Below are 26439 nucleotides of genomic sequence, written 5' to 3'. Positions count from 1 at the left end.
GGGCCTCCTCTCCCAAAAACAAAACAGCTCTCAGCACATGGCAAATGCACCGGTCGGTGTTTTTTTAAGCACTGCCGGCCTTGCAAAAAAGAAACCCTGCATTTCCTCAACGCCAAGCGCCTGCATCCTTTGCGCGACTTTGGCGTCTTCGACACCTTCGGCAACAACGCGGAGGCCCAGATCATGCGACGCTTTCACAATCCATTCTGCAAACGATGATTTGACGCAATCCCCGTTTGCCGTTGCGATGAATTCGCGATCAATTTTGACACCGGCGAAAACACCGGTTTCAAGAAGCTCCACCGAATTGCTTCCCGAGCCAAAATCATCGATGTAAATCGCAACACCCCGATTTTTGAGAATTGCGGCATTGGCAAGGAATGCCGGGTCTTTGACAATATCGCTATGTTCCGTGATTTCGACTTCGATCCTGATATCCCGAAGCAGCATGTCACTTCTGAAATGAAGGATTTCCTCAAGGAAGCAGTTATTGCGAATGGAATAGGGCGAACAATTGATCGAAACCGTCGGTGAAAAATCAAACCGGGACCGGATATCCTTGGCCTGTTTACGGACTTCGTTCATCACCGCTGTGGTCAGCAGGTTGATCGCCGGATGGCCTTCGCAGGCCAGAATGATTTCTTCAAGAAGGAAGCGTTTCTGCAGGTTCGGGAAACGCACCAGCACTTCAAGCCCGCAAGCCGATCCGGTCTTTGCGTCAATGCGCGGCTGAAAGACAACCGAATAACCGTTGTTTTTGATCGCGCGCATTACCAGCCCCGGCGTAATCAGAGTTCCGGCAAGGTCAATCACCCGCGAACTTAACGCCTGTTCGATGGATTTGCGGATCAGCTCTATCGGTGCAGGCTTCGACAGAATGCAGGACACAAAAGCCGTATTGATGGCCTTGTTCATCGCAGAATTATCAAGATGCCCGGATAGAAGGACACGCGGAATATTCGGCGCAACGCTGACCATTTCACGCAACAACCGCATACCGGAAAAACCCGGCATCGCCAGATCGGACAGGATCACATCAACTTTTCGGTGATTTTCCCGAAGCCAGGAAAGAGCCCCGGCAGGTTCGGAGAACGAAATCACATTGTAACGCTGCCCCAGAGCCCGGGTAACGCCGCGCAGCATGTTTTCGTCATCGTCGACAAACACGACAGTCGGCTTAAAGGGGTTAACATTGATCACGATTGCAAAACCTTCCCGACGAAGCAGAAAGCGTTCACGCCATTTCAGACGGCGGATCGCCCGTTACATTCAGGAACCTACGCGGGGCCAAAATTTGAAAACATCCCCATTTGGGGACTGAATAACACCTCCCTGCCGGTATCGTCACAAACATGACACTTCATAATTGACGCCAGGCCAGCATAATACCTGTGGTAGAATTTCATCTTTCACCACGGCACTGTGAAACGAGCATCGGGGACGTCATGCGGATTGCTGCATTTAACGTTGAAAACCTGTTTGACCGGGCAAAAGTCTTTAACGATGAAGACCCCGAAGCACATCGTGATGTGCTGGATGCGCATGCAGAACTGAACAAGCTGTTTGAAAAGCCGGTTTACAGCGATGCCGACAAGGCACATATGTTAACGCTGATAACAAAACTGGGCATGCTGCGCGGCGACGAAGGGCCATTTACCCGTATTCGGAAAATCCGCGGTCAGCTGATTTCACGCCCGCGCCCGCCAAAGCAGCCCTTTATCAAGGCCAATGGCCGCGATGACTGGGTCGGCTGGTGCGAGCTTCGCATGGGGCCAGTGGACGAAGCCGCAATGTTAAACACCGCGCGCATGATCGGTGATGTCGGGGCGGATGTCCTGGCTCTGGTCGAGATTGAAAGCCGCCCGGTTCTGCTGGCCTTTCAGGATTTCATGCGCGAAAAGGGCGTTTTGCCCGTGCCCTATCGCCACATGATGATTATTGATGGCAATGACGGGCGCGGCATTGATGTCGGGCTTGCCACCCATGAAGGTTACCCGATTGGCGAAATGCGAAGCCACGTCGATGACCTGAAACCTGATGGTGCCCCGATTTTCAGCCGCGATTGCCCGGAATATGAAATCATCACACCATCGGGTGCGCAGATCATGGTCCTGCCCAACCATTTCAAAAGCAAATATGGCGGCAATGACACGGCAAGCAAAGCAAAGCGACTGGCGCAATCGCTTGCGGTTGCGGCCTATTACAACCGCCTGATCGCCGAAGGGTTTGAAAATATCGTGGTTCTCGGCGACCTTAACGATACACCCGATAGTGCCGAGCTTGACCCGTTGCTGAACGGCACCGCTCTGCGCGATGTGTCGGCCCATCCGAATTTTACCGAGTTCGAATTCAATGCCGGAAATGGCGACCGGGGAACCGGGACGCATGGCCTTGGCAATGACGACGACAAAATCGATTATCTGCTGCTTTCGCCTGCCCTGTTTGACCGGGTGATCAAAGGCGGCATTTATCGCAAAGGCATATGGCCGGGATCACGCCCGGCACGCTGGACAACATATCCGGACTTCACCAAAAAGCATCAGGCAGCATCGGATCACCATCTGATCTGGGCTGATATCGATGTCTGAGGGCGGCTTACAACACCTTCCGGCACATTCTTGATACTTTTCTAAATTGCGTAAGATCAAAGATTTAGCTTGCCGTTCAGGTCAGGATCATTCCAGACTTTATCGCGTTTAAATTGCGATACCCGATTTTTGCCGGTGGCACATCCGTTGCCAGAAGCCCGGCAATCCTGTTCTGGAGGGCGGAATGAGCAAACTGCGCGTGCCTTTGGCGATCCTTGTCGTGATCATCGCGATTGCCGGGGGTGGTTATTATTACTGGCAGCAAAATCAGGAAACCCTTCCCGAATTCATCGCCAGCGGCAATGGCCGGATCGAGGCCGAAGAAGTCCGGGTGGCAACCAAATATGCCGGCCGGGTCGACGAGGTTCTGGTCGATGAGGGCGACGTGGTGCAAGCCGGTCAGGTTCTGGCGCGGATGGATACGGCCGAACTTCAGGCCAGCCTTGCCAAGGCCCGCGCCGAAGTTGCCAGTGCGGAACAAGGCATTTTCGAAGCCAGGGCCGATATCGCTCAGAAAGAAAGCCAGCTTTCCCTCGCGCAGCGTCAGCTTGAACGCGCCAACGAGCTTGTCAAAAACAACAATATCGCGCGTGAACAGGTCGATCAGCGCAAATCGGAACGCGACGTGGCCGAGGCCGCCCTTGCGGCGGCAAAATCGCGCCTGACAAGCAGCGAACGCAATGTCGAGGCCGCCCAGGCCGAACTTGAGCGCATTCAGGTTCAAATCAATGATTCCGTGCTTAAGGCACCGCGTGGCGGGCGGGTGCAATATCGTCTTGCCGAGCCCGGCGAAGTTCTTGCGGGTGGCGATCCGGTGGTAACGGTTCTGGACCTCACCGATGTTTACATGACGATCTTCCTGCCGACCCGGCAGGCCGGTCTGGCCTTTGTCGGCAATGAGGCACGCATTGTTCTGGATGCAGCACCGGGCTTTGTCATTCCGGCCCATGTTTCGTTTGTCGCAGATGATGCACAATTCACCCCGCGCGAGGTCGAAACCAGAAGCGAACGCGACAAGCTGATGTTCCGGGTAAAAATCCGCATCGCACGCGAATTGCTCGAAGAACATCGCAAGCGGGTCAAGACCGGCCTGCCCGGCGAAGCCTATGTCATGCTGGCTGACCATCAAAACTGGCCGGAACGCTTTACCCCCAATGTTCCGGATGACGCGACCCTGAACAAGAGCCTTCAGGAATGATCGAAACGCCCGAAAATGGCGCAAGGCTTGCCGCGCGCCTCGATCATGTCAGCCACAGATACGGCCATGTCCATGCGCTTGACGATATCAGCCTTGATATCCCGGCAGGCCGGACCATCGGCTTTATCGGGCCGGACGGGGTGGGTAAATCCACCGCCCTTGCCCTGATATCCGGGGCGCGCAAATTGCAGGACGGAACGGTCGAAACACTAGGCGGACCGATGGATGACACAGGCCATCGCAACAGTGTCCTGCCCAAGATCGCCTATATGCCCCAAGGGCTTGGCAAGAACCTTTATATGGATCTGACGATCCGCGAGAACCTTGAATTTTTTGGCCGTCTGTTTGGCCAATCGGCCCGCGAACGCAAGGACCGGATTGAACGGCTGGTCAAGGCGACCGGGCTTGAACCCTTTACCGAGCGCGCGGCCGGCAAGCTTTCGGGCGGGATGAAGCAGAAGCTTGGCCTTTGCTGTGCCCTGATCCATGATCCGGAAATATTGATACTGGACGAGCCGACAACCGGCGTCGATCCCCTGTCGCGTCGGCAGTTCTGGGAACTGATCGAGCAGATCCGCAGAACCCAAAGCAACATGACCGTGCTGGTCGCCACCGCCTATATGGATGAAGCAGCACGCTTTGACCAACTGATCGCAATGAATGACGGCAAGGTGCTGGCAAGCGGCACAGCAAGCGAGATTTTGGAGCGCACCGGGGCCGACAATCTGGAAACTGCATTTGTAAGACTTCTGCCCGAAGAAGAACGCAAGGGTCACAAGGACCTTGTCATCCCACCCCGCACCACACATGGCGATGTTCCCGCCATCGTCGCCGATGGTTTGACGATGCGGTTTGGCGATTTTACCGCGGTCGATAATGTCAGCTTCCGGATTGAAAAAGGCGAGATTTTCGGTTTTCTCGGCTCGAACGGGTGCGGCAAGACGACAACCATGAAAATGCTGACCGGGCTTTTGCCCGCAACCGAAGGCACGGCCGAACTTTTTGGCAAACCGGTCGATGGGCAGGATACCGAACTTCGCAAACGGGTCGGCTATATGAGCCAGGCCTTTTCGCTTTATGCCGAACTCAGCGTCTATCAGAACCTTGAACTGCATGCGCGGTTGTTTCACCTGCCTGCGGACCGGATAAAGCCCCGAATTGACGAGCTTTCCGAACGGTTCGGCCTGACCGAATATCACGATGATCTGGCCGAAAGCCTGCCGCTTGGCGTGCGGCAGCGTTTATCATTGGCGGTTGCCATCATTCACAGCCCGGAAATCCTGATACTTGATGAACCGACATCGGGCGTTGATCCGGTGGCGCGTGATGGCTTCTGGCAATTGCTGGTCGAGCTTTCGCGCGATCAGGGGGTGACGATTTTCATCTCCACCCATTTCATGAACGAGGCGGAACGCTGTGATCGCATATCGCTGATGCATGCGGGCAAGGTGCTGATCAGCGACACCCCGGATGAAATCACGCAGAAACGCGGTTGTGACACGCTTGAAGAAGCGTTTATCAGCCATCTGGAAGAAGCCAGCGGCATTGATGACAATGCCCCCGCCCCCGATGCATCGGCGATGCAAGGCGACGGCGAAAATGGAACGACAAAATGGAAACCGGCCAAGGCATCGTTTTTCAGCCTGCGTCGGCTTTGGGCCTATTCGCTGCGTGAAACCATGGAACTGATCCGCGATCCGATCCGATTGATGTTTGCCTTGCTGGGTACGGCGATCCTGATGCCGGTTTTTGGGTATGGCATCACGTTTGATGTCGAAAACCTGACCTATGCCGTGCTGGATCGCGACAGGACCGAAACCAGCCGCACCTATCTTGAAAACCTTGCAGGGTCCCGATATTTCAGCGAACAGCCACCATTAAACAGCAATGATGAACTTGAACAAAGATTGCTGTCGGGTGACATTGCGCTGGCGATTGAAATTCCGCCGGGATTTGGCCGTGACCTTGAAGCCGGACGCAGCCCCGAAGTCGCCGCAACCATCGACGGCACCATGCCGTTTCGCGCCGAAACCATCCATGGCTATGTCGAAGGCATTCACAGCAAATATCTGAACGAACGCAGTATGCGCAACACCGGTTTGCCGGTTCAAACCCTGCCGGTCAGCATCGAAACCCGCTATCGCTATAATCAGGATTTCAAAAGCATCTATGCCATGGTGCCATCAGTCATTGCGCTATTGCTGATGTTCATTCCCGCCGTTCTGATGGCGGTCGGCGTCGTGCGCGAAAAGGAATTGGGATCAATCACCAACCTTTATGTCACACCGGTCACACGGATCGAATTCCTGATCGGTAAACAATTGCCCTATGTCGGGCTTGGCCTGATCAACTTTGTTCTGATGGTCGCGATGGCGCTATTCTGGTTCGAGGTCCCGATGCGAGGCAATCCGCTTACCCTTGTTGTCGGGGCCTTCCTGTTTGTGTTTGCCACGACCGGACTTGGGCTTCTGATTTCGTCTTTTACCCAAACGCAGATCGCCGCCCTGTTCGGAACCGCAATCGCAACCATGGTGCCATCGGTCATGTTTTCGGGGATGATGCAGCCGATTTCGTCACTTGACGGTGCGCCCGCCGTGCTGTCGACCATCATGCCGACATCGCATTTCATGTCGATCAGTGTCGGGGTCTTTACCAAGGCGCTTGGCTTTGCCGAACTTTATCCGGAAATCATCACGCTTGTGATTTTCTTCCCGGCACTGACCGCCCTTTCGATGCTGCTGCTTAAAAAGCAGGAGGCATGAACGCGATGTATGGCAAACGGATTGAAAATATCTATCGCCTTGGCATCAAGGAGCTTTTCAGCCTCCGTCGCGATGTCGTGTTGCTGATCCTGATCTGCTGGGCGTTTTCATTTGCGATCTACAATGCTGCGACCGGCTTTTCCCATGACCTTAAAAACGCATCAATCGCGATTGCCGATCTGGACAAATCCAAACTGTCCCGCCAGATCGGTGATGCGTTCCTGCAACCGTTTTTCAAGACACCGGCGGAAATCAGCGAAGGCGACATCGACGCAGCCATGGATAGCGGCGAATATACCTTTGTGCTGGTGATCCCGCCCGATTTTGAAAAAGACCTGATTGCCGGTCACCAGCCGGAAATACAGCTTAACATCGATGCCACCGCCATGATGCAGGCCGGGATCGGCCAAGGCTATGTCAGCAACATCATCGCCCAGGAAGTCCAGACCTTCATGGGTGGCGTTTCGGCCTATGTCGCGGCCAGCCACGAACCACCGACACAGCTTGTCACGCGTTATGCCTATAACGAAAACGCGACCAGTTCATGGTTTACCAGCGCGATGGAGATCATCAACAACATCACCATGCTCTCGATCATCCTGTCAGGTGCCGCCCTTATTCGCGAACGCGAACACGGCACGATTGAGCATCTGCTGGTGATGCCGCTTGATCCGTTTGAAATCATGCTGGCAAAGGTCTGGGCAAACGGTCTTGTGATCCTGATCGCAAGCGCGCTATCGCTGTTTTTCGTCGTCGAACTGATGCTTGGCGTGCCCATTATCGGCTCCAAACTGTTATTCCTGGCAGGGACGATGCTGTATCTGTTTTTTGCCACTGCCCTTGGCATTTTCCTTGCGACCATGACAAAATCAATGCCGCAATTCGGGCTCCTATTTATCCTTGTCGTTTTGCCAATGCGGATGTTGTCGGGCGGGAATACGCCGCTTGAAAGCATGCCTGAAACGCTTCAGAACATCATGCAATTCGTCCCGTCCAGCCACTTTGTCAGCTTTGCACAGGCAATCCTGTATCGCGATGCCGGGATCGATGTTGTCTGGCAGGAATTCCTGATCGTCTTCGTGATCGCCGCCCTGTTCTTCGCCTTTAGCGCCATGCGCTTTCGCAAAAGCATCGCGGCAATGCGATAGAACCGGAAGGCCCGGTTATCCGTGGCGAAGCTTGAAAAACAGGATGGTCGAGGCCAGCACAAGGGTAAAACCGTTGGCAATGATCACCGGCCAGTCGCCACGGACCAGGCCATAAACCAGCCAAAGTGCGATCCCCGTGCACAGGATCAGAAACATCACAAGCGAGATATCAGCCGTCGAGCGCGTGCGCCAGGTGCGGATGACCTGCGGCAGGAAGGCAATCGTGGTCAGTGATCCGGCAAGAAGGCCAAGGACGGTTTCAAAAGACATGATCATGGAAGGCCTCCGTCAGATCGCCTGGCCCGATGATAGCGCATCAGACCGGAACAAAACGCTCGATTGAATGCATTCAACACATAACACGACCAACTTCAAGCGGGAAATATACGGCTGAGCCGTGACACGCCGGAAGCCTTGATAACCTTGGGAAAATCCAGAATTTCAGGCCAGAAACACAAAACCCCGCTCGGAAACCGGCGGGGAGGAAATGGTGGGCCTAACAAGACTCGAACTTGTGACCTCTCGCATGTCAAGCGAACGCTCTAACCAACTGAGCTATAGGCCCCTGTATTTGGGGAAAGATGGTGGGCCTAACAAGACTCGAACTTGTGACCTCTCGCATGTCAAGCGAACGCTCTAACCAACTGAGCTATAGGCCCTCTAACCCATCTTTCATCTGACCGGCCTTCAAAGCGGAAGGCTTAGTCAGCGCCGTTTGTGACGGCGAGGCGGTATTTAGCCCAAGGCAGAAAAAGGTGCAACCCCTCAATTGGTTTTTTGACAAAAAATCTTCATCTATGGGGGGACGGGATGGATCGCTGTTGCTATGATCATCATCCAGTTTAGGGAAGATATAACAAACGACAATGAACCAGTTGCCATCGGATCTTACCGGCAGTGGACCGGCAACCGTCATCCTGCCATCCCGGCAAACCCTGCCGGTGGTGTTTGCATCGCCCCATTCCGGGCGCCATTATCCGCAGGAATTGATCGAGATTGCCCGCATTGACTCGTTTGCCCTGCGTGCATCCGAGGATGCCTTTGTCGATCAGCTTTTTGCGAGCGCCCCCAAACTTGGCGCCCCGATGCTGTGCGCGACATTTCCGCGTGCCTTTGTTGATGTCAATCGCGGGGCGTTGGAACTTGACCCTCGCATGTTTGATGGCCCCCTGCCCTCGGATGCCGACATTCATTCGATGCGGGCCCTCTCGGGGCTGGGATCAATCCCGCGCGTCGTCAGTGGCGGGATCGAGATTTACAAGGCGCGCCTGCCGGTTGCCGAGGCGATGCACCGGATCGATACCTATTACCACCCCTATCACAGCGCGCTTCGCAAACTGATTGACGCGACGCGCGACCAGTTTGGTTATTGCATCCTGATTGATTGCCATTCGATGCCCGGGGATTCTGTCGACAGCAGCAAAAACCGCGTTGATCTGGTTCTGGGCGATTGCTATGGAAGTTCCTGCCATCCGTCTTTGACGCGCTTTGTGGAAGATCGTGTCCGCGATCTGGGCTTTACCCCGTCGCACAATGATCCATATGCAGGCGGGTTCTGCACGCGCCACTACGGGCAACCGGAAAACCACGTGCACAGCCTGCAGATCGAGCTTTCACGCTCGCTTTATATGGAAGAAGACACGATCACGCCCCATCGCGGATTTGACACCCTGCGCGAACAGATGACGCATCTGATCTCGTGCTTCCACGATCTTGACGGGAACCCCTTCTGATGACATCCAGCCCCGTTTCTTCTGTGCCATCGGGCAAACCGGTGCCAAATGGCGACGCCCCCCTTGAGGATCTTGTGATCCGCGATGCCGAGCCAGAAGATTTTGGCCGCATCACCGAAATTTACGGCCACCATGTCCTGCATGGCTTGGCCTCGTTCGAGGAACGCGCACCCGAAATCGCCGAACTGACATCGCGCTGGCAGCATGTCCGCGAACGCGGCTTGCCCTATCTGGTAGCGGAAATTGATGGCCGCGTCGAAGGCTTTGCCTATGCCGGAGCCTATCGCCCGCGACCGGCTTATCGTTTTACGGTCGAGGACACGATCTATATCGCGCCCGATGTCGTCGGTAAGGGGGCCGGTCGTGCACTTCTGTCCGAGCTGATTAAACGCTGCACCGCCCTTGGCTATCGCCAGATGGTCGCCGTGATCGGCGACAGCGCCAATGTGGCCTCTATCGGGCTGCACGCGCGTCTGGGCTTCCGGGTTGCGGGTACATTGCAGTCGGCAGGTTTCAAGCTCGGCCGCTGGGTCGATAGCGTGATCATGCAACGCGGCCTTGGCGACGGGGATGGCAATTTCCCGGAACGCGATCCGGGGCGGGAGAAATAACCCAGCCCCCCGACCTTCATATCATACAGCAAACGAACAAAGGCACCAGCCAGACAGACGGTGCCTTTTGTTTTGCATAGCTGAAGGCCAATCGCGCACCGGATTGCCCCAAAGGGAAACAGCATCCGCGTTTAACCAAGGCGCGATTTGCACTGCACAATTCCGCGCGGGTAGCACAATGATATTTTTGCTGAGAATTCCTGCCCCCTGAAATCCACATAAATCGTTGGAATTCAGGCAAAAAAGAAGGCCGCCTGTGACAGCGGCCCAAGTCTAGGGAGGAAACGTCCAAGAAACGAGCGACAAGTCGCTCGCCGGAATGCACTGCGTCCTACCGCAGCGCACAAATAGACATTACCCATTAGATCCGGCGGACGCAACACGTTTTTGACTATTTTTTTATCAAAAAAATAAATGCACCTTTTTTGATCAAAATTTCACCAAACTGACACTTTTTCGAACTGAATCCCGCCCATACGAGGTCACTTTTTCAGCATAGGCCCCATTCCCGTCACCTGTTCATTTGTGAAAATTTGGCGACTCACAGCGAATCAGAATACCAGCGAATGACAGAAAATCTGCGATTCCATCGATGAATTCGAAAATTCACCCTTCGATTCCCGTCATGAGAATATACTCCAAACCCGCAGAAAATCTCAGTTTCACGATTTCAGGGGCATTCGGGCGGGAAAATACACCGGAAAATACATCAGCCAAACCACCCCGCCCCAAACGGGATTCGCCCCGATTCAACATAAAAAACGGCCACAGGACCTGTGACCGGCGAAATGCAGAAGAGTTTATTTTGGGAACGGCCCTAGTTCAGGGTTTGATTGACAACCTCGCCATCAGCCCGGACCGACGGTTTGACCGATACCGGGTTTGCAACCTTGCGGCCCGACAGGCCATCAGCAACGATCTGTTCGCGGTCATGGCGCTTTTTGGCGTCATACATCCGCTGATCCGCCAGATCGATCAGGTTGTGGGGCTGTGAAATGGCGTCTTCGATCCGTTCGGCAAGGCCATAGCTGGCCTGCTGCGTCATGCCATTGGCAAGAGCAGCCAGACCGGGTGACATGACGCGATGCATGACATCGTTCGCACGATCCAGCGTCAGATCCGGCAGAATAACAAGGAATTCCTCCCCGCCCCAGCGGATCACCAGATCGGTACGCCGGAACCGGTGCGCAAGATTGCGCCCGGCTTCTTCAAGAATACGATCTCCGTAATCATGACCAAACTGGTCATTGATCTTTTTAAAATCATCAAGATCGACGAAGGCCACGGTCAGCGGGCTGCGTTTCCGATAGGCGGTTTCAAAATTCAGGCGCAGCATTTCCATGCCAAAGGCACGGGTATAAACGCCTGTCAGCGGATCAATCGCGATTTCCTGGGCGGCAACAATCGTACGGTAAAGCTGCACCAGTGCCGCCATTACCGCAAGCGGCAGCAAGACCGACAGAATCATTTCAACCGGAACATAGCCACTGGCAACCGGCCCCTGCGCCCCGAAGACCAGCAGGACGAGTATGGGCGAGACCATTATCCCCGCCTCGGCCAGCGTCAAAGGCATGATCGCGACCAGGACAACGATGCCAAGCAAAAGGAAACTGTGCGCGGTCAGCATCTTGGCCGAAGCATCCGGATCAAGCCCGGAAAAACCGCAAAGCAGGGTGGCAGCAATCACAAGGAACAACATCGGCAGATAGGGCGCACGTCGTCGCCATCGCGAACTGACCGCACGATTAATCAGCACCGCAATCGCAATCCCCATGACAAGGAAACGCATGATCACGGTTTGCGATTGCCAGAACCCATTGCCATAGGCCCCATCCCAGATCGGGACAAGCGCAAGCAGAACAAGGGTGAAAAAGGCAGCAAAACGTGCCGTTAACTGGACCGATTCCTTGCGCCGCAGATGCAGTAACTCTGCCTGCCGGGGCGTGTAAAGGAAATCTCGATAGCGGCAACGCAGTGGCCCTGCGAAGCGCCGACTATCTCTTCGGGGACCAGATAGCACGCGGGTCAGCTCCAACTCATCTTTGCGAAGGAGCCACAGCAGCCCCGAATTTTTTATGATCGTTCCCTGATTTAACCGCCAATTCAACTATCCAGAAGAGGTGGCAGTATAAATTTGAATTAATTTTTAACTAACGGCGCGTAAAAAAATGCAAATAAGCACCTGTTTCAACACAAAGTCGAACGTAGATTCACGCCCACAGGTTGTTTTTCCAACGCACCTCACTCGCAAAACCCTAAGGCGAACCAAGAAACATTCGCGACTCGCAATAAAGGGCAAGGCAGCCAAGTGATAAAAAGAAACCGCCATACCGGAAACCCGGTATGGCGGCAAGAATCAGAGAAAATCGAAATCCGTCTGGAACGGGATCAGCCCCAAAGCGCCCGATCAGGAAGCCCCATGACGCCCTTGTCAAACGCCAGACCGTTTTCACGGTCCTTTGCCATCCAGAGCGGCCCGTCGAGATCGACAATGCGCGCATCGGCCGCAACGATCATCGCCGGCGCCATCGCAAGCGAGGTCCCAACCATGCAGCCGACCATGATCTGCATGCCGACCTTGGCGGCAGCATCGGCAAGCTCAAGCGCCCCGGTCAGACCACCGGTTTTATCGAGCTTGATATTGATCATGTCGTAAAGCTGCGCAAGGCGCGGGATATCGGCGACGGTATGGATCGATTCATCGGCACAAAGCAGCACCGGACAATCAATATCTAGCAGGCCATCATCCTGCCCGGCAGGCAGCGGCTGTTCGATCATTTCCACACCAAGCGCGTCGAGCTCGGCCCCGATATCTTCAAGCAGTTCAATCGACCATGCCTCGTTGGCATCAACGATCAAACGCGATGTCGGCGCGCCTTCCCGAACCGCACGAACGGATTCGAGAACGTTTTCACCGTTAAGCTTTAGCTTGAGCAACGGTGCGGATGCCGCCTTGCGCGCGGCTTCACGCATCGCATCAGGCGTATCAAGGCTAAGCGTTTCCGCCGTAATCAGACCTTCGGGTGCCTTGCGCTCGGCAAGTTCCCAGGCACGGCGGCCAAACCGCTTTGCCTCAAGGTCCCAATAGGCACAATCAACTGCGTTGCGCGCCGCACCGGCCTTCATCGCGTCCTGCAGTTCCTTGCGCGTCATACCACGCGAAAGGGCATCGGCCTGGGCCTCGATATCGGCAATGACACCTTCGACGGTTTCACCATACCGGGCATAGGGAACACATTCCCCATATCCGGTGAATTCACCATCGGTCAGGGTGACCTTGACGACATGGGCCTCGGTCTTGGCCCCGCGCGAGATTTTGAACGCCCCGCGCAGCGGCCAGACTTCGGATGTGACACTTATGCGCGGCACATCAGATCTCCTGCAGCTTGTCGACGATTGGAGCAACACCGGTCCGAACCGGGTCAACACATGGCAGGCCAAACTCGGCTTCGACTTCGGCCAGAAGCTTTTTGGCAGCCGCATCGTCAAGCGACTTGGTATTGATCGCAAAACCGGCAACCACGCAATCGGGGTTGGTCAGGCGCGCATGCATCAGGTTGACTTCCATCGTGGTTTTCAGGTCCGGAAGCTTGTAACCCGGCAGACCACGCATGTGGGTACGGGTCGGTTCATGGCATACGATGATCGCATCAGGCTGCGAACCATGGATCAAGCCCATGGAGACACCGGCAAACGATGCATGAAACAGGCTGCCCTGCCCTTCGACAACGTCCCAGTGGTCCGGCTCGTTGGCCGGCGCAATGGTTTCAACCGCGCCGGAAATAAAGTCCGAAATCACCGCATCAACCGAAATGCCTTCGCCCGCAATGAAAATGCCGGTCTGGCCGGTCGCACGGAAAGTCGACTTCATGCCGCGCTTTTTCATTTCGGCATCAAGGGCCAGTGCGGTGTACATTTTCCCGACCGAGCAATCAGTTCCAACAGCGAGGACACGTTTGCCCGGGCGCTTTTCACCATTGCCAATCGGCAGTTTGCCATCAAAGTGACGCACATCGAAAAGTTTCACACCTTTGGCATTGGCGGCTTCGACCAGTTCGGGAATCGTCGAAAGGCGCGTATGCAGGCCATTGGCGATATCCATACCGGCATCAATCGCTGCCAGAAGGGTTTCCATCCATGCCGGTCCGATAACGCCGCCACGGTTAGCAACGCCCAGAACGATGGTTTTGACGCCTGCGGCCTTGGCTTCGGCAATCGACATTTCCGGCAGGCCAAGATCAGCCTGACAGCCCGGAAGACTTAGCTGTGCGACACACCATTCCGGGCGCCACTGCTTGATGCCAATCGCGGTTTTTGCAGCCAGTTCGTCCGGTGCATCACCAAGAAACATAAGATACGGATGTTCGATTTTCATTTTACCTCCTTGACCAGCGTCCAACCGCTGCCCTTATAATCTGGGGCGACTATAACGCAACTTGGTGGGAGCCATCCAGATATATGAATTGATATCTTCGACTATCCACCGAAATGTTCGCACAAAATTCGAATATCGAAACAAATAACAAAAAAACATTCTGAATTCATCGAAGACAAACCTCCTTTCTTGTGAATTTCACCGGGAAACGCCCGGAAAAAGCAAGAAAATGCAATTTTGAAGGACTGGCGCGAAAGCGTCCGACTACACATGAGTACCGATCTCAAAAAGTGGCTTTCTGACCGCAAAATTGAAGAAGTCGAATGTATTGTCCCAGATATGTCCGGGGTGGCCCGAGGCAAGGTTCTGCCAACGCAAAAGTTTTTGCGCGGGCTTGAAGCCAAAAGCCTTGCCATTCCCGAGGCAATTTTTTCCATGACGGTCACCGGGGGTTACCCGGAAGAAACCGACGCGTTTCTGGACCCGGCGGAAAAAGACGTTGTCATGGTGCCCGATCCGGAAACCATTCGCGTCGTGCCGTGGTACGAAGAACCGACAGCACAGATTATTTGCGACTGTTACCATTTTTATGGCGACGAGGTGTCGATCTCGCCGCGCCACGTTCTCAAACGCGTATTGGCCGCCTTTGAAGAACGCGGCATGAAGCCGATCATTGCCCCGGAACTTGAATTTTATCTGGTGGCAAAAAACACCGACCCGGACAACCCGCTTGAACCGCCAATCGGCCGTTCGGGCCGCCCGGAACGGGCATCGAACGCCTTTGGCATTGATGCGATCAACGAATTCGATCCGCTGATCGAAGACCTCTATGACTATTGCGAAGCCATGGATATCGACGCCGATACCATGAGCCACGAGTCGGGCCCCGCCCAGCTTGAAATGAACTTCAATCACGGTGCGCCGCTTGAACTGGCCGATCAGGCATTCCTGTTCAAACGCACGCTGCGTGAAACCGCGCTCAAGCACGGGGTCTATGGCACATTCATGGCCAAACCGATGGGTAACCATCCGGGCAGCGCCATGCATATCCATCAGAGCGTCATCGACATCAAAACAGGCAAAAACCTGTTTGCCGATGACAATGGCGATAATTCACAGATGTTCCTGAACTATGTCGGCGGCCTGCAACGTTACCTTCCGGCTGCCATGCCGCTTCTGGCCCCGAACATGAACAGCTATCGCCGTTTGCAGCCCTGGTCGGATGCACCGATCAACATGCACTGGTCACTTGATAACCGTACGGTCGGCCTGCGCCAGCCTAACGGTCCGGCCAATGCACGCCGCATCGAAAACCGGATTCCGGGTGCGGATGCCAACCCGTATCTGGCGATTGCGGCATCGCTTGCCTGCGGCTTGCTCGGTATTATCGAGGAAATCGACCCGACCGCCCAGATCGAAGGTTCGGGTTATGACCGGGCACATTCCCTGCCCCGCCACATCCACGAGGCGCTGGCAAAATTCCATCGCTGCAAACCGCTAAAAGACCTGTTGGGCGAAGAATTTTCGGCCGCGGTTCTGGCCGTCAAAGAAGCCGAATGGGATGCCTACCAGACGGTGATCAGCGCGTGGGAGCGTGAACACCTTCTGCTGAACGTTTGATTGAATTCTTGCGCCGGGGCATCATCCCCGGCGCAAGAATGTTGCATGATGAATGCCTAATTTTTCACTTGATGCGAAAAATGCCCAAAAATCCATCTTGTGTTTGACAAAAACCTGAGGCATTCGAAGGATATGAAGGTCTTGGAGAAAGCAATAACAGGACCTTCAAATTTTCAAACGCTGCCACATGGGAGGCTCAGCGAAATGAAATCACTTCTTAAATCTTCAAGCCTTGTTGTCCTTGCCGCAGCCCTTTCGGGCTTTGCCGCAAGTGCATCGGCACAGGAAGTCCTTAACGTTTATAACTGGTCTGATTATATCGGCGAAGAGACCGTGGCCAATTTCGAAAAGGAATATGGCGTAAAGGTCAATTACGACGTTTATGACAGCAACCAGGTTGTCGAAGCCAAGCTTCTGGCTGGCAATTCGGGCTATGATCTGGTCGTTCCGACGCTGGCCGATGCGCAGCGCCTGATCCAGGCGGGCATCTTCCAGAAAGTCGATAAATCGAAACTGGAAAACTTTGGCAATCTGGACAAGGTGATCCTGAACCAGACCGCCAAATACGACCCGAACAACGACTATGCGGTTCCTTACCTTTGGGGCACCAACGGCATTGGCTATAACGTTGCCAAGGTTCAGGAAGCTCTGGGCGACGATGCACCGCTCGATAGCTGGGCGCTGGTATTTGACCCGCAATATGCCGAAAAGCTGTCGAAATGCGGCCTGACCATGCTTGATGATCCGGGCGAGATCGTGCCGCTGGTCAATTTCTATCTCGACAAACCGGACTCCAAGCAGTCGAACGAAGACATCGAAGCCGCGATGGCCGAACTCGAAAAAGTCCGTCCCTACATCACCTATTTCCACAGCTCGCAATACATCAACGACCTTGCCAATGGTAACGTCTGCGTATCTATCGGCTGGTCGGGTGACGTTGGCCAGGCTGCCCTTCGCGCAGAAGAAGCCGGCAACGGCAACGAGATCAAATACGTGATTCCAAAGGAAGGCACGCTGATCTGGTTTGACGTGATGATGATCCCGGCCGACGCGCCGAACCCGGAATTGGCCCACAAATTCATTGATTACATCCTGCGTGCCGATGTCGGTGCGGATCTTGCCAACTATGTCGAATATGCCAGCCCGAACGAAGCGGCCATGGAATTCATCGACGAAGACCTGAAATCCGATCCGGGTGTTTACCCGTCACAGGAAGTCAAGGAACGCCTGCGCTCCAAGATCGAGCCGGGTCCGAAAGAACTGCGTACCCGTACCCGCCTGTGGACCAAGCTTAAAACCGGTCAGTAATCGATCCGGTTGACATCGAAACCTGTCGAAGGGGCGCTGCAGTCATGCAGCGCCCCTTTTGCATGGTGGTATAATAGGGCGGCGGCATTGTGACTCGCGATAGTGTGCGTGAAACCGCGCAAGGCACCCGGGCAGGACAGCAGGAAATGAAACCGCGAACAATGCCCATTTTCTGAACACCCCTGCTGACTTTTCCGCCATTTATCGCAACATTGGTCACAAAACGTTCAAAATATCGCACACCCCTCTTTACAGATTGTGGAATTGCTTCATCCTGTTAATCAGGAAAAACCAAAACATCGGACGGCACGTCAAACGTAATCGGACTGAAAAGACCAGCCGGGCATGTCGCCCGATGTTTTGGGTGTATCTCGACAACAAACAAGGGGAGAAGCTTGGTGTCGCAGGGGGCTTTGCAGAAAGCACACGAGGATGTGCACAAGACTCAGCCTTGGAACAATCCCGACGCGGTCCCGTTTATCCGTTTCGAGAATGTGACCAAGAAATTCGGCGACTTTTATGCCGTCGATGATGTCTCGCTTGATATTTACCGGCATGAATTGTTTGCCCTTCTGGGCGGATCGGGTTGCGGCAAAACAACGCTTTTGCGGATGCTGGCCGGGTTCGAGGAACCGACAGCAGGTAAAATCTTCATCGATGGTGTCGATATGGCCGGGGTCCCGGCCTATGAACGTCCCACCAACATGATGTTCCAGTCCTATGCCCTGTTCCCGCACATGACGGTTGAACAGAATGTGGCCTTTGGCCTGCATCAGGACGGATTACCGAAATCGGAAATCCGCACACTGGTCTCGGACATGCTGGCCCTTGTGCAGATGACCAAATTTGCCAAACGCAAACCCCATCAGCTTTCCGGCGGACAGCGCCAACGTGTTGCTCTGGCGCGATCCCTTGTCAAAAAGCCAAAGGTGCTGCTGCTCGACGAACCGCTTGGCGCGCTTGATAAGAAGCTGCGCGAACAGACACAGTTCGAACTGGTCAACATTCAGGAAAAGGTCGGCACCACCTTCGTCATGGTCACCCATGACCAGGAAGAAGCCATGACCATGGCATCGCGCATTGCGGTGATGAATGAAGGTGTGATCCGTCAGCTTGGCACGCCGTTCGAGCTTTACGAATATCCCAACAGCCGCTTTACCGCGAACTTCCTGGGTCAGGTCAACCTGATCGAAGGAACGCTTGTTGATGATGATGAAAAATACGCGGTCATCCAGTCCGACGATGCCGGTGGCGAGATTTATATCGACCACGCTGTTCAGGGCCACGAAGGTGCGACGCTTTGGATCGCGCTCCGCCCGGAACGCTTGCGCCTGCTGACCGAACAGCCGACCGATACGAAATACAACTGCCTGTCGGGCAAGGTCGAGGAAATCGGTTACCTAGGCGGACTTTCGACCTACCATGTGCGCCTTGATAGCGGTTTCCGCATCAAGGTCACCGAACCCAATTCCAGCCGCCATATCGAACCGCGTTACACGTGGGAAGATCGCGTTTGGGTGACGTGGGAGGCCGGGGCTGCTTCGGTTCTGAACCAATGAGCAGTGACAAGCCAACCCTGAAACAACGCTATGATCGCCTGATGCTCAGGCATGGCCGGATTATTGTGATCGGCCTGCCCTATCTCTGGCTGATGCTGTTCTTCCTGATACCGTTCCTGATCGTTCTGAAAATCAGCTTCGCCACCGCCGAATATGCCCAACCGCCCTATAGCGCGCTGTTCACGTGGATTGACGAAGGCGTCAATATCACGATCAATTTCGGCAATTACCTGTTCCTTCTCAGTGACAGTCTTTATATCTCGGCCTATCTGAACTCGATCCGGATTGCGGCGATTTCAACCGTGATCACGCTTCTGATCGGCTATCCGATGGCCTATGGCATTGCACGCGCGCAAGGGTCGCTTCGCAGTGTCCTTCTGATGATGGTGATCCTGCCCTTCTGGACCAGCTTCCTGATCCGTGTTTATGCCTGGATCGGCATTCTGGACCGCGAAGGATTGATCAATGCGCTACTGCTGAACCTCGGCATCATTTCCGAGCCACTGATCATGCGCCAGACCGAATTCGCGGTCTATATCGGCATTGTCTATACCTACCTGCCCTTCATGATCCTGCCGCTTTATTCCACGCTGGAAAAAATGGATGTCAGCCTGATCGAGGCCGCCCTTGATCTTGGTTGCAAGCCATGGAAGGCCTTCATAAAGGTGACATTGCCCCTTTCCATGCCAGGCATTCTGGCGGGCTCACTTCTGGTATTCATTCCATCGGTTGGCGAATTCGTCATCCCGGAACTTCTGGGCGGACCAAATACCCTGATGATCGGTCGAACGCTTTGGAACGAATTCTTTGCCAACCGTGACTGGCCGATTGCATCCTCGGTCGCGATTGCGATGCTGCTGTTCCTTGTCGTACCGATCATGTGGTTCCAGCATATCCAGACCAAGCAGGAGGAAAACGGACAATGACCGGCAAACGTTCAACTTTCCTTCTCAGTGCCTTGGTGTTCGGCTTTGCATTCCTCTATGTGCCGATCCTGCTTGTGATCATTTACTCGTTTAACGAGGGCAAGCTTGTGACCGTCTGGACCGGCTTCTCGTTCAAATGGTATGTGTCGCTGTTTTCCAATGACGGCATGATTGATGCGGCCTGGAACAGCCTTCGGATCGGGGTGATGTCGGCAACGCTGGCATTGGCCGTCGGGACCCCTGCCGGGCTTGTCATGTCTCGCTTTGGACGGTTCAAGGGCCGCACACTGTTTTCGGGTATGGTTGCCGCCCCGCTTGTCATGCCCGAAGTCATCACTGGCCTGTCCCTGCTATTGCTGTTTGTCACCCTTGAACAGCTTATCGGCTGGCCAGCCGGGCGTGGCGTGACGACGATCGTGATCGCGCATACCACCTTCTGTGCGGCCTATGTCGCGGTTGTGGTGCAATCGCGACTAGCGGGCATGGATACCTCGGTCGAAGAAGCCGCGATGGACCTTGGCGCAAAACCGGCAAAGATTTTCTTTGTCATCACGCTGCCCATGATCCTGCCGGCCCTGCTGGCCGGGTGGCTTTTGTCATTTACCCTGTCGCTTGACGATCTGGTGATTGCAAGCTTCGTCGCCGGTCCGGGCTCCACCACCCTGCCGATGAAGGTTTTCTCGTCGGTAAGGCTTGGCGTTTCGCCGGAAATCAACGCGCTCGCAACCTTGATCATCCTTGCCGTATCGGTGATGATCGTGATTTCCAGCCTGCTGATCCTGCGATCCGAACGGGCACGCAGCCGGTCCATGAATCAGGCAGCATCAGAAAGCTGAGCCCGCAACCTTTCAAACAAAAAAGCAGCACCTTTGCGGGTGCTGCTTTTTTTATGATCCTGATTGAAGTGCCGATGGCGGAACCGGAATCAGGCCCGGTTCTGTTCTTCCATCTGACGCAGGAATTCACGACATTTCATACCCGGCGCAAGAACACGCCAGTACGACACCACCGCTTCTTCGGTTGCCACACTGAAATCGATAATCAGATTATCAAGCGCGTTCTGGCGCATCAGTTCGGCAACACGTTCCGGAATCTGTGACATCTGCCACATGCCAATCACCAGTGCATAGGATGTCCGCATCAGCTTGTTGGCATTGTCAGGCGTGATGGCATACAGCTCGGACAGGGCATCTGCCGTCCGTTTCACCATGGAAGAGATAAATCTTCGATGGCTTAGAACCGCTTCATCGTCCGTCCCCTGCTCAAGAACCCCTTGTGACAGGGACGCCAGATGCAGGAATTGCTTCCGTTTGACAAGATACTGCACGAATTGTTGTGCAACGCGTGCCGAATCCCGTTCTTCGGGACGCCGCAACGCTTCCTGCTCAATCACTTCAAGATTGTTTTCAAACCACCCCTTCAGGAATCCGCGCAGGACTTCCAGAAAAAGGGCTTCCTTGCTTGAAAAATAAAGATATAGCGTGCCTTTGGCGAGGTTTGCCTTCTTGGCAACTTCGGCTGCCGATGGCAGTTGTCCGTCCCCTTCAAGGTAAAGCGCCTCGGCCGCGACAAGTATATCGTTTCTACGTTTTAGCTTTTGCTCGTGGCTACGCGCACGAACAAGACATTCGTTTTCCATAGAGAATTATTCCCCCAACATTCTCCCTGAACCTATATTAATGCCTTTTAATTCATTCAAAAGTCAAATCGCACGGCGACTTTCGATAGAATAAATCAAAGAAACTTTTATGTAACAAACAGTTCGCCTATGTTTTTTGAGCGCGCGATAGATGAACATTGGTCACCACATCTCAATCGCGGAACGTATCGACGCACAAAATCGGCAAATCCGTACAGATTTGATTCGCTGCGACTGCGAACTGTAACGGGATATCAGAGCGGCAATTCGGTCGTCCGTTTGACTTCGCGTAGCGTGATGATGGTCTGAACACGTTCCACACCGGGCAACTGGGTCAGGACCTCGCTATGTATGCGTTCATAGTCGGCTGTGTTACTGTAGACCACATGCACCAGATAATCGCTTTGCCCGGCCAGCAGATAGCATTCGACCACCTCGGGCACTGACTGGATTTCCTTTTCAAAGGTTTCCAACGCTTCGCGGGTCTGGCGTGCAATCGAAATATTGACGAATGCATTGCCCGGTTTGCCGATGCGGGCCGGATTAAGCAGCATGGTGTAACGGTCAATCAGACCGGCTTCTTCCAGAAGCCGGACACGGCGCAAACAGGCCGACGCCGATAAATTGACCTTTTCGGCCAGTTCGGCGTTGCTGATACGGCCATCGCGTTGAAGCAGCCGCAGGATCATCCGGTCACGTTCGTCCATCTGCATTTCGAATATTCTCCCTGCCTGAAGCGGATTTTTTAAAATTATATAGCATTAATACCACCAAACTCACCGATGATTGAAGGGAAATTGCCACAATTTTCGGGTATCCTGCATAGATAACTAAAAACGGGAAAACCGTTATCATCGCCACGTTTGTCCGGGAGAGAAACAATGCTGATTGGCATTCCGAAAGAAATCAAAAACCATGAATATCGCGTCGGCCTGACCCCAAGCTCCGTGCGTGAAGTCACGGCACACGGGCATGATGTGATCATCGAAACCAATGCTGGCGCCGGTATCGGTTGTAGCAACGATGATTACCTCGCAGCCGGCGCAAAAATCGTCGACACTGCGGCCGAAATCTTTGCCCGATCCGAAATGGTCGTAAAGGTCAAGGAACCGCAGAAAGTCGAATACGAGCAGCTCCGCGAAGGGCAGCTTCTGTTTACCTATCTTCATCTGGCCCCCGACCCCGAACAGACCGCGGGTCTGATCAAATCCGGTGTGACCGCGATTGCCTATGAAACCGTGACCGATAAAAATGGTGGCCTGCCGTTGCTGGCTCCGATGTCCGAAGTTGCCGGTCGCATGGCCCCGCAGGTGGGGGCTGCTGCCCTGCAAAAGGCCAATGGCGGACGCGGCATGTTGCTGGGCGGTGTGCCCGGTGTTGCCCCGGCCAAGGTGGTTGTGATCGGTGGTGGTGTTGTCGGCACCAATGCCGCCCGCATTGCTGCGGGCATGGGCGCGGATGTCATCATTCTCGACAAGAATGTCAAACGCCTGACACAGATTGACGATCTGTTTGGCCCGCGTATCAAAACGCAATATGCCACCATCGATGATACCGAGGCACTGGTCTATGATGCCGACATGATTGTCGGCGCGGTCCTGATCCCGGGTGCCGCAGCACCGAAACTGATCCACAAGGACCAGCTTTCAAAAATGAAGCCCGGTTCGGTGATTGTCGACGTCGCGATTGATCAGGGCGGCTGCTTTGAAACATCCAAAGCCACCACCCATGCCGATCCGACCTATATCGTCGATGACGTGGTGCATTACTGCGTTGCCAATATGCCCGGTGCGGTCGCCCGCACATCGACCTTTGCGCTGAACAACGCGACCCTGCCCTTCACCTTGGCCCTTGCTAACAAGGGCTGGAAAAAAGCCTGTCAGGATGATCCCCATCTGGCCGCAGGGCTAAACGTTCACGAAGGACGCATCACCTATGAGGCCGTCGCACGTGATCTTGGGTACGATTACCTACCGCTTGATCGTGTGCTGGCGTAAACCGGCTTAACGTAACCTCCCGGCAGGACTAGTCACCCTGCCCCACGCAGACCCCGCCAATCATTTTGGCGGGGTTTGTTGTCCTGAGCTATGCTAGCCTTGCTGAAAAATACATTCGGGATGAAATGACCATGGAAATATCGATGCTGATCGGGGCGATGGTCGCGGCCGCCATCTATACTCTGACACCCGGCCCGGCTTTTTTGGCGATGCTGGGCATTGGCGCCGCGCAGGGCCGCCGGGCAAGTGCCGGCTTCCTGTTCGGGCATTTTGCCGGGGATATCATGTGGGCCAGTCTGGCACTGGTTGCGATCATCGGGTCACGCGTCCTTGATCCGATGGTGTTTGATATTCTGGCGATGATTTGCGGGGTCTACCTGTTCTGGCTTGGTATCCGGGCTGTCACCGCAAAGCGCAAGGTCGACGGCGCGGTTAATATCACCGTGCGCCGTCCGTGGCGACGCGGCTTTATCTTCGGGATCACCAATCCCAAGGGATATCCGGTCGCGGTCGCGATGTTCACAGCCCTTCTGGCACAGGATGCCGCATCGCTTGGCTGGGACAGCATGACCGGGCTTTTGCTGGCCTCTGCCGTCGGGTTTCTGATTGCCGACCTGATCCTGATCTGGGTTGTCGGGCTTGGGATTTTACGCCGGGCCTATCAGCGCCATGAAATCTGGATCGTGCGCGCCACCGGAATTCTGTTTATCGGTTTTGCCGTGCAGGCGATTGCCAATGCCCTGCCCAACCTTGGCCACAGCCTTGCGCATGGGTTCGGCGCTCTTCGCAAACCCTGATCATCCTCGCGCCAAAACAAAAGCCGCCCGGCGAACCGGGCGGCTTTTTTGATGTTATGGTTTGAACGACTTAAAATTCGACCTGCGTCACATCGCGAACCGCACCCCGATCGGCACTGGTTGCGAGTGCCGCATAGGCACGAAGGGCCGTTGTCACCTTGCGCTTGCGCGGCTTGGCCGGTTTCCAAGCATCCTTGCCCTTGGCTTCCATCTCCTGACGACGTGCCGCCAGAACCGCATCATCGACCGCAATCTTGATCGAACGGTTCGGAATATCGATTTCGATGATATCGCCCGGCTCGATCAATGCGATATCCCCACCTGCTGCGGCTTCCGGCGATACGTGACCAATCGAAAGACCCGACGTCCCGCCCGAAAAACGCCCATCGGTGACAAGCGCACAGGCCTTGCCCAGCCCCATCGATTTCAGATAGCTGGTCGGATACAGCATTTCCTGCATGCCCGGACCACCTTTGGGGCCTTCATACCGGATGACGACAACATCGCCTTCCTCGACCTCACCCCCCAGAACCTTGGCAACCGCCTCGTCCTGGCTTTCGCAGATCACGGCCGGACCAGTGAATTTCAGGATGCTGGCATCGACACCGGCGGTTTTAACGATACAGCCATTGACCGCCATATTGCCAAACAGAACCGCCAGACCGCCATCCTTGCTGTAGGCATGTTCGATATCGCGGATACAGCCTTCTTTTTCGTCAAGGTCAAGATCATCCCAATACCGTTCCTGACTGAACGCAGTCTGGGTCGGGATGCCCCCCGGCATGGCGCGGAAGAATTTATGCACCGCTTCGTTCTTGGTGCGCCGGATGTCCCATTTTTCAAGGGCATCGGCCATGGTTTTGCTATGAACCGTCGGCACATCGGTATGCAGCAACCCACCGCGTTCCAGCTCGCCCAGAATACGCATGATGCCGCCGGCACGATGGACGTCTTCCATGTGATATAGCGGATGCGAGGGCGCAACCTTCGACAGATGTGGGATCTGGCGCGACAGACGATCCATGTCAGCCATGGTAAAGTTGACCTCGGCCTCGCGCGCAATCGCTAGCAGATGAAGAACCGTATTGGTCGAACCGCCCATCGCGATATCAAGCGCCATGGCGTTTTCAAAGGCCTTGAACGTCGCGATGCCACGCGGGGTCGCGGTAACGTCTTCTTCCTCGTAATAACGGCGCGCCAGCTTGACCGACGTGCGCGCTGCCTCAAGGAACAGTTCCTGACGCGCGGCATGCGTCGCCAGCACCGAACCATTACCCGGAAGCGCAACGCCAAGCGCCTCCGCCAAGCAGTTCATCGAGTTGGCGGTAAACATCCCGGAACACGAACCGCAGGTCGGGCATGCCGACCGTTCGACAACCGCAACCTGTTCGTCCGAAATTTTCGGATCGGCGGCTTCGACCATCGCATCAACAAGGTCAAGATGACGTTCCTGACCATTGATGGTGACCTTCCCGGCCTCCATCGGGCCACCGGAAACGAACACCGCCGGAACGTTAAGGCGCATGGCGGCCATCAGCATGCCCGGCGTGATCTTGTCACAGTTGGAAATGCAGACCATCGCATCCGCGCAATGGGCGTTGACCATATATTCAACGGAATCCGCAATGATTTCACGTGACGGCAGGCTGTAAAGCATGCCGTCATGGCCCATCGCGATACCGTCATCAACGGCAATGGTATTGAATTCTTTGGCGACACCACCGGCGGCTTCGATTTCGCGTGCCACCATCTGACCAAGGTCTTTCAGGTGAACGTGACCAGGCACGAACTGGGTAAAGCTGTTGACGACCGCAATGATCGGCTTGTCAAAGTCTTCATCCTTCATGCCCGTGGCGCGCCAAAGGCCGCGCGCACCGGCCATATTGCGGCCATGGGTGGTTGTACGGGACCGATATTCCGGCATGGTCGAACCTCTCTATCTTCGCGGGGTATTTATCATTGTCACATATTTAGGGCTTCTAGCACAGTCTTCGCGCCCAATGACAGTTTTTTGCCCGAAAATTTCGTGTTTTTGCGCCATATGGAACGAATGCTACCTGAAAGATAGCCTCCCTTTCCAAGGCAGCACTTTCAATCACCGGGTTAAGTTTCGGGAATTCCACCACCTTCCCCTAGCCAACCTACCCGAAAGACCCAAAATGCTATCCCATTAGATAG

General features: G+C 54.8%; 21 protein-coding genes and 2 tRNA genes. 13 read left to right on the top strand and 10 right to left on the bottom strand.

The genetic code is table 11. The annotated features are described in order from the left end of the window. Positions 1-30: 30 nt before the first annotated feature. Positions 31-1200 (bottom strand): EAL domain-containing response regulator, encoded by a 1170-nt coding sequence (locus tag TH5_RS20060; protein WP_114123355.1) that lies wholly within the window; start codon positions 1198-1200, stop codon positions 31-33. A 245-nt stretch (positions 1201-1445) separates the two neighbouring features. On the opposite strand from TH5_RS20060, the gene TH5_RS20055 reads away from it, so the two are divergent. The 4 genes from TH5_RS20055 (at position 1446) to TH5_RS20040 (ending at position 7696) form a co-directional block, all read left to right on the top strand. Then, the gene (locus TH5_RS20055; RefSeq protein WP_114123354.1) at positions 1446-2588 is read left to right on the top strand and encodes an endonuclease/exonuclease/phosphatase family protein; all 1143 of its coding nucleotides are present in this window, start codon (positions 1446-1448) and stop codon (positions 2586-2588) included. Between the two features lie 184 nt (positions 2589-2772). Next, entirely contained in the window at positions 2773-3786 is a 1014-nt protein-coding gene (locus TH5_RS20050; protein ID WP_114123353.1) for an HlyD family secretion protein, read from the top strand. Then, complete coding sequence (rbbA, locus tag TH5_RS20045; protein WP_114123352.1) at positions 3783-6548, top strand: ribosome-associated ATPase/putative transporter RbbA; 2766 nt, start codon at positions 3783-3785, stop codon at positions 6546-6548. Before TH5_RS20050 ends, rbbA begins: the two co-directional genes overlap by 4 nt. 5 nt (positions 6549-6553) lie before the next feature. Then, positions 6554-7696, top strand: coding sequence for an ABC transporter permease (locus TH5_RS20040; RefSeq protein ID WP_114123367.1), 1143 nt, complete (start codon positions 6554-6556; stop codon positions 7694-7696). Positions 7697-7711: 15 nt separating this feature from the next. On the opposite strand, the gene TH5_RS20035 is transcribed toward TH5_RS20040, so the two are convergent. The 3 genes from TH5_RS20035 to TH5_RS20025 all read right to left on the bottom strand — a co-directional run bounded on the left by TH5_RS20035 (position 7712) and on the right by TH5_RS20025 (position 8355). Continuing rightward, complete coding sequence (locus TH5_RS20035; protein WP_114123351.1) at positions 7712-7972, bottom strand: SemiSWEET transporter; 261 nt, start codon at positions 7970-7972, stop codon at positions 7712-7714. A gap of 212 nt (positions 7973-8184) precedes the next feature. After that, positions 8185-8261: transfer RNA gene (locus tag TH5_RS20030), tRNA-Val, on the bottom strand. A gap of 17 nt (positions 8262-8278) precedes the next feature. Then, positions 8279-8355: transfer RNA gene (locus TH5_RS20025), tRNA-Val, on the bottom strand. Positions 8356-8562: 207 nt separating this feature from the next. On the opposite strand from TH5_RS20025, the gene TH5_RS20020 reads away from it, so the two are divergent. Next, complete coding sequence (locus tag TH5_RS20020) at positions 8563-9429, top strand: N-formylglutamate amidohydrolase (RefSeq protein WP_114123350.1); 867 nt, start codon at positions 8563-8565, stop codon at positions 9427-9429. Further along, positions 9429-10040, top strand: a complete 612-nt coding sequence (locus TH5_RS20015; RefSeq protein ID WP_244204987.1) for a GNAT family N-acetyltransferase — start codon at positions 9429-9431, stop codon at positions 10038-10040. The genes TH5_RS20020 and TH5_RS20015 overlap by 1 nt, the downstream gene beginning before the upstream one ends. An 817-nt stretch (positions 10041-10857) precedes the next feature. On the opposite strand, the gene TH5_RS20010 is transcribed toward TH5_RS20015, so the two are convergent. The 3 genes from TH5_RS20010 to dgcN all read right to left on the bottom strand — a co-directional run bounded on the left by TH5_RS20010 (position 10858) and on the right by dgcN (position 14415). Then, a complete protein-coding gene (locus TH5_RS20010) occupies positions 10858-12060 on the bottom strand; it encodes a GGDEF domain-containing protein (protein WP_244204986.1) in 1203 nt (400 codons plus the stop codon). Positions 12061-12428: 368 nt separating this feature from the next. Beyond that, positions 12429-13409 (bottom strand): N-acetyl-D-Glu racemase DgcA, encoded by a 981-nt coding sequence (dgcA, locus tag TH5_RS20005; RefSeq protein ID WP_114123349.1) that lies wholly within the window; start codon positions 13407-13409, stop codon positions 12429-12431. Between the two features lies 1 nt (position 13410). Continuing rightward, a complete protein-coding gene (gene dgcN, locus TH5_RS20000; protein WP_085646219.1) occupies positions 13411-14415 on the bottom strand; it encodes an N-acetyltransferase DgcN in 1005 nt (334 codons plus the stop codon). Positions 14416-14685: 270 nt separating this feature from the next. Here dgcN and TH5_RS19995 point away from each other — a divergent pair, with 270 nt between their 5' ends. The 5 genes from TH5_RS19995 (at position 14686) to TH5_RS19975 (ending at position 20664) form a co-directional block, all read left to right on the top strand. After that, positions 14686-16035, top strand: a complete 1350-nt coding sequence (locus TH5_RS19995; RefSeq protein ID WP_062960060.1) for a glutamine synthetase family protein — start codon at positions 14686-14688, stop codon at positions 16033-16035. Between the two features lie 204 nt (positions 16036-16239). Then, complete coding sequence (locus TH5_RS19990; RefSeq protein WP_062951704.1) at positions 16240-17343, top strand: polyamine ABC transporter substrate-binding protein; 1104 nt, start codon at positions 16240-16242, stop codon at positions 17341-17343. A 398-nt stretch (positions 17344-17741) separates the two neighbouring features. Beyond that, positions 17742-18902, top strand: a complete 1161-nt coding sequence (locus TH5_RS19985) for an ABC transporter ATP-binding protein (protein ID WP_114123364.1) — start codon at positions 17742-17744, stop codon at positions 18900-18902. Further along, positions 18899-19828, top strand: a complete 930-nt coding sequence (locus tag TH5_RS19980; protein WP_114123348.1) for an ABC transporter permease subunit — start codon at positions 18899-18901, stop codon at positions 19826-19828. Before TH5_RS19985 ends, TH5_RS19980 begins: the two co-directional genes overlap by 4 nt. Continuing rightward, on the top strand, positions 19825-20664 hold the full coding sequence (locus TH5_RS19975; protein WP_114123347.1) for an ABC transporter permease subunit: 840 nt from the start codon (positions 19825-19827) through the stop codon (positions 20662-20664). Before TH5_RS19980 ends, TH5_RS19975 begins: the two co-directional genes overlap by 4 nt. 89 nt (positions 20665-20753) lie before the next feature. On the opposite strand, the gene TH5_RS19970 is transcribed toward TH5_RS19975, so the two are convergent. Together TH5_RS19970 and TH5_RS19965 are read right to left on the bottom strand one after the other, a co-directional pair. Then, a complete protein-coding gene (locus TH5_RS19970) occupies positions 20754-21467 on the bottom strand; it encodes a TetR/AcrR family transcriptional regulator (RefSeq protein ID WP_114123346.1) in 714 nt (237 codons plus the stop codon). Between the two features lie 254 nt (positions 21468-21721). Beyond that, a complete protein-coding gene (locus TH5_RS19965; protein WP_114123345.1) occupies positions 21722-22180 on the bottom strand; it encodes an Lrp/AsnC family transcriptional regulator in 459 nt (152 codons plus the stop codon). A 168-nt stretch (positions 22181-22348) separates the two neighbouring features. On the opposite strand from TH5_RS19965, the gene ald reads away from it, so the two are divergent. Together ald and TH5_RS19955 are read left to right on the top strand one after the other, a co-directional pair. Then, complete coding sequence (gene ald, locus TH5_RS19960; protein ID WP_114123344.1) at positions 22349-23464, top strand: alanine dehydrogenase; 1116 nt, start codon at positions 22349-22351, stop codon at positions 23462-23464. Between the two features lie 131 nt (positions 23465-23595). Continuing rightward, positions 23596-24261: a LysE family translocator gene (locus TH5_RS19955; RefSeq protein WP_114123363.1), complete on the top strand. Its 666-nt coding sequence runs from the start codon at positions 23596-23598 to the stop codon at positions 24259-24261. A gap of 70 nt (positions 24262-24331) precedes the next feature. Here TH5_RS19955 and ilvD read toward each other — a convergent pair whose 3' ends face one another. Continuing rightward, positions 24332-26185 (bottom strand): dihydroxy-acid dehydratase, encoded by a 1854-nt coding sequence (ilvD, locus tag TH5_RS19950; RefSeq protein ID WP_114123343.1) that lies wholly within the window; start codon positions 26183-26185, stop codon positions 24332-24334. Positions 26186-26439: the final 254 nt, after the last annotated feature.

This window comes from Thalassospira xianhensis MCCC 1A02616 (assembly GCF_003326475.1).
GTDB classification, from domain to species: domain Bacteria; phylum Pseudomonadota; class Alphaproteobacteria; order Rhodospirillales; family Thalassospiraceae; genus Thalassospira; species Thalassospira xianhensis.
This window is presented reverse-complemented; position numbering and strand designations above follow the sequence as displayed.

Excerpts from the sequence above, each read along its gene's own strand:
- TH5_RS19955 (WP_114123363.1), top strand. The coding sequence starts at position 23,596 with ATGGAAATATCGATGCTGATCGGGGCGATGGTCGCGGCCGCCATCTAT.
- TH5_RS20055 (WP_114123354.1), top strand. The coding sequence starts at position 1,446 with ATGCGGATTGCTGCATTTAACGTTGAAAACCTGTTTGACCGGGCAAAA.
- TH5_RS20015 (WP_244204987.1), top strand. The coding sequence starts at position 9,429 with ATGACATCCAGCCCCGTTTCTTCTGTGCCATCGGGCAAACCGGTGCCA.
- TH5_RS19970 (WP_114123346.1), bottom strand. The coding sequence starts at position 21,467 with ATGGAAAACGAATGTCTTGTTCGTGCGCGTAGCCACGAGCAAAAGCTA.
- TH5_RS20020 (WP_114123350.1), top strand. The coding sequence starts at position 8,563 with ATGAACCAGTTGCCATCGGATCTTACCGGCAGTGGACCGGCAACCGTC.
- TH5_RS19975 (WP_114123347.1), top strand. The coding sequence starts at position 19,825 with ATGACCGGCAAACGTTCAACTTTCCTTCTCAGTGCCTTGGTGTTCGGC.
- ilvD (WP_114123343.1), bottom strand. The coding sequence starts at position 26,185 with ATGCCGGAATATCGGTCCCGTACAACCACCCATGGCCGCAATATGGCC.
- TH5_RS19965 (WP_114123345.1), bottom strand. The coding sequence starts at position 22,180 with ATGCAGATGGACGAACGTGACCGGATGATCCTGCGGCTGCTTCAACGC.
- TH5_RS20050 (WP_114123353.1), top strand. The coding sequence starts at position 2,773 with ATGAGCAAACTGCGCGTGCCTTTGGCGATCCTTGTCGTGATCATCGCG.
- TH5_RS20035 (WP_114123351.1), bottom strand. The coding sequence starts at position 7,972 with ATGATCATGTCTTTTGAAACCGTCCTTGGCCTTCTTGCCGGATCACTG.
- TH5_RS19995 (WP_062960060.1), top strand. The coding sequence starts at position 14,686 with ATGAGTACCGATCTCAAAAAGTGGCTTTCTGACCGCAAAATTGAAGAA.
- ald (WP_114123344.1), top strand. The coding sequence starts at position 22,349 with ATGCTGATTGGCATTCCGAAAGAAATCAAAAACCATGAATATCGCGTC.
- dgcN (WP_085646219.1), bottom strand. The coding sequence starts at position 14,415 with ATGAAAATCGAACATCCGTATCTTATGTTTCTTGGTGATGCACCGGAC.
- rbbA (WP_114123352.1), top strand. The coding sequence starts at position 3,783 with ATGATCGAAACGCCCGAAAATGGCGCAAGGCTTGCCGCGCGCCTCGAT.
- TH5_RS20040 (WP_114123367.1), top strand. The coding sequence starts at position 6,554 with ATGTATGGCAAACGGATTGAAAATATCTATCGCCTTGGCATCAAGGAG.
- TH5_RS19980 (WP_114123348.1), top strand. The coding sequence starts at position 18,899 with ATGAGCAGTGACAAGCCAACCCTGAAACAACGCTATGATCGCCTGATG.
- TH5_RS19990 (WP_062951704.1), top strand. The coding sequence starts at position 16,240 with ATGAAATCACTTCTTAAATCTTCAAGCCTTGTTGTCCTTGCCGCAGCC.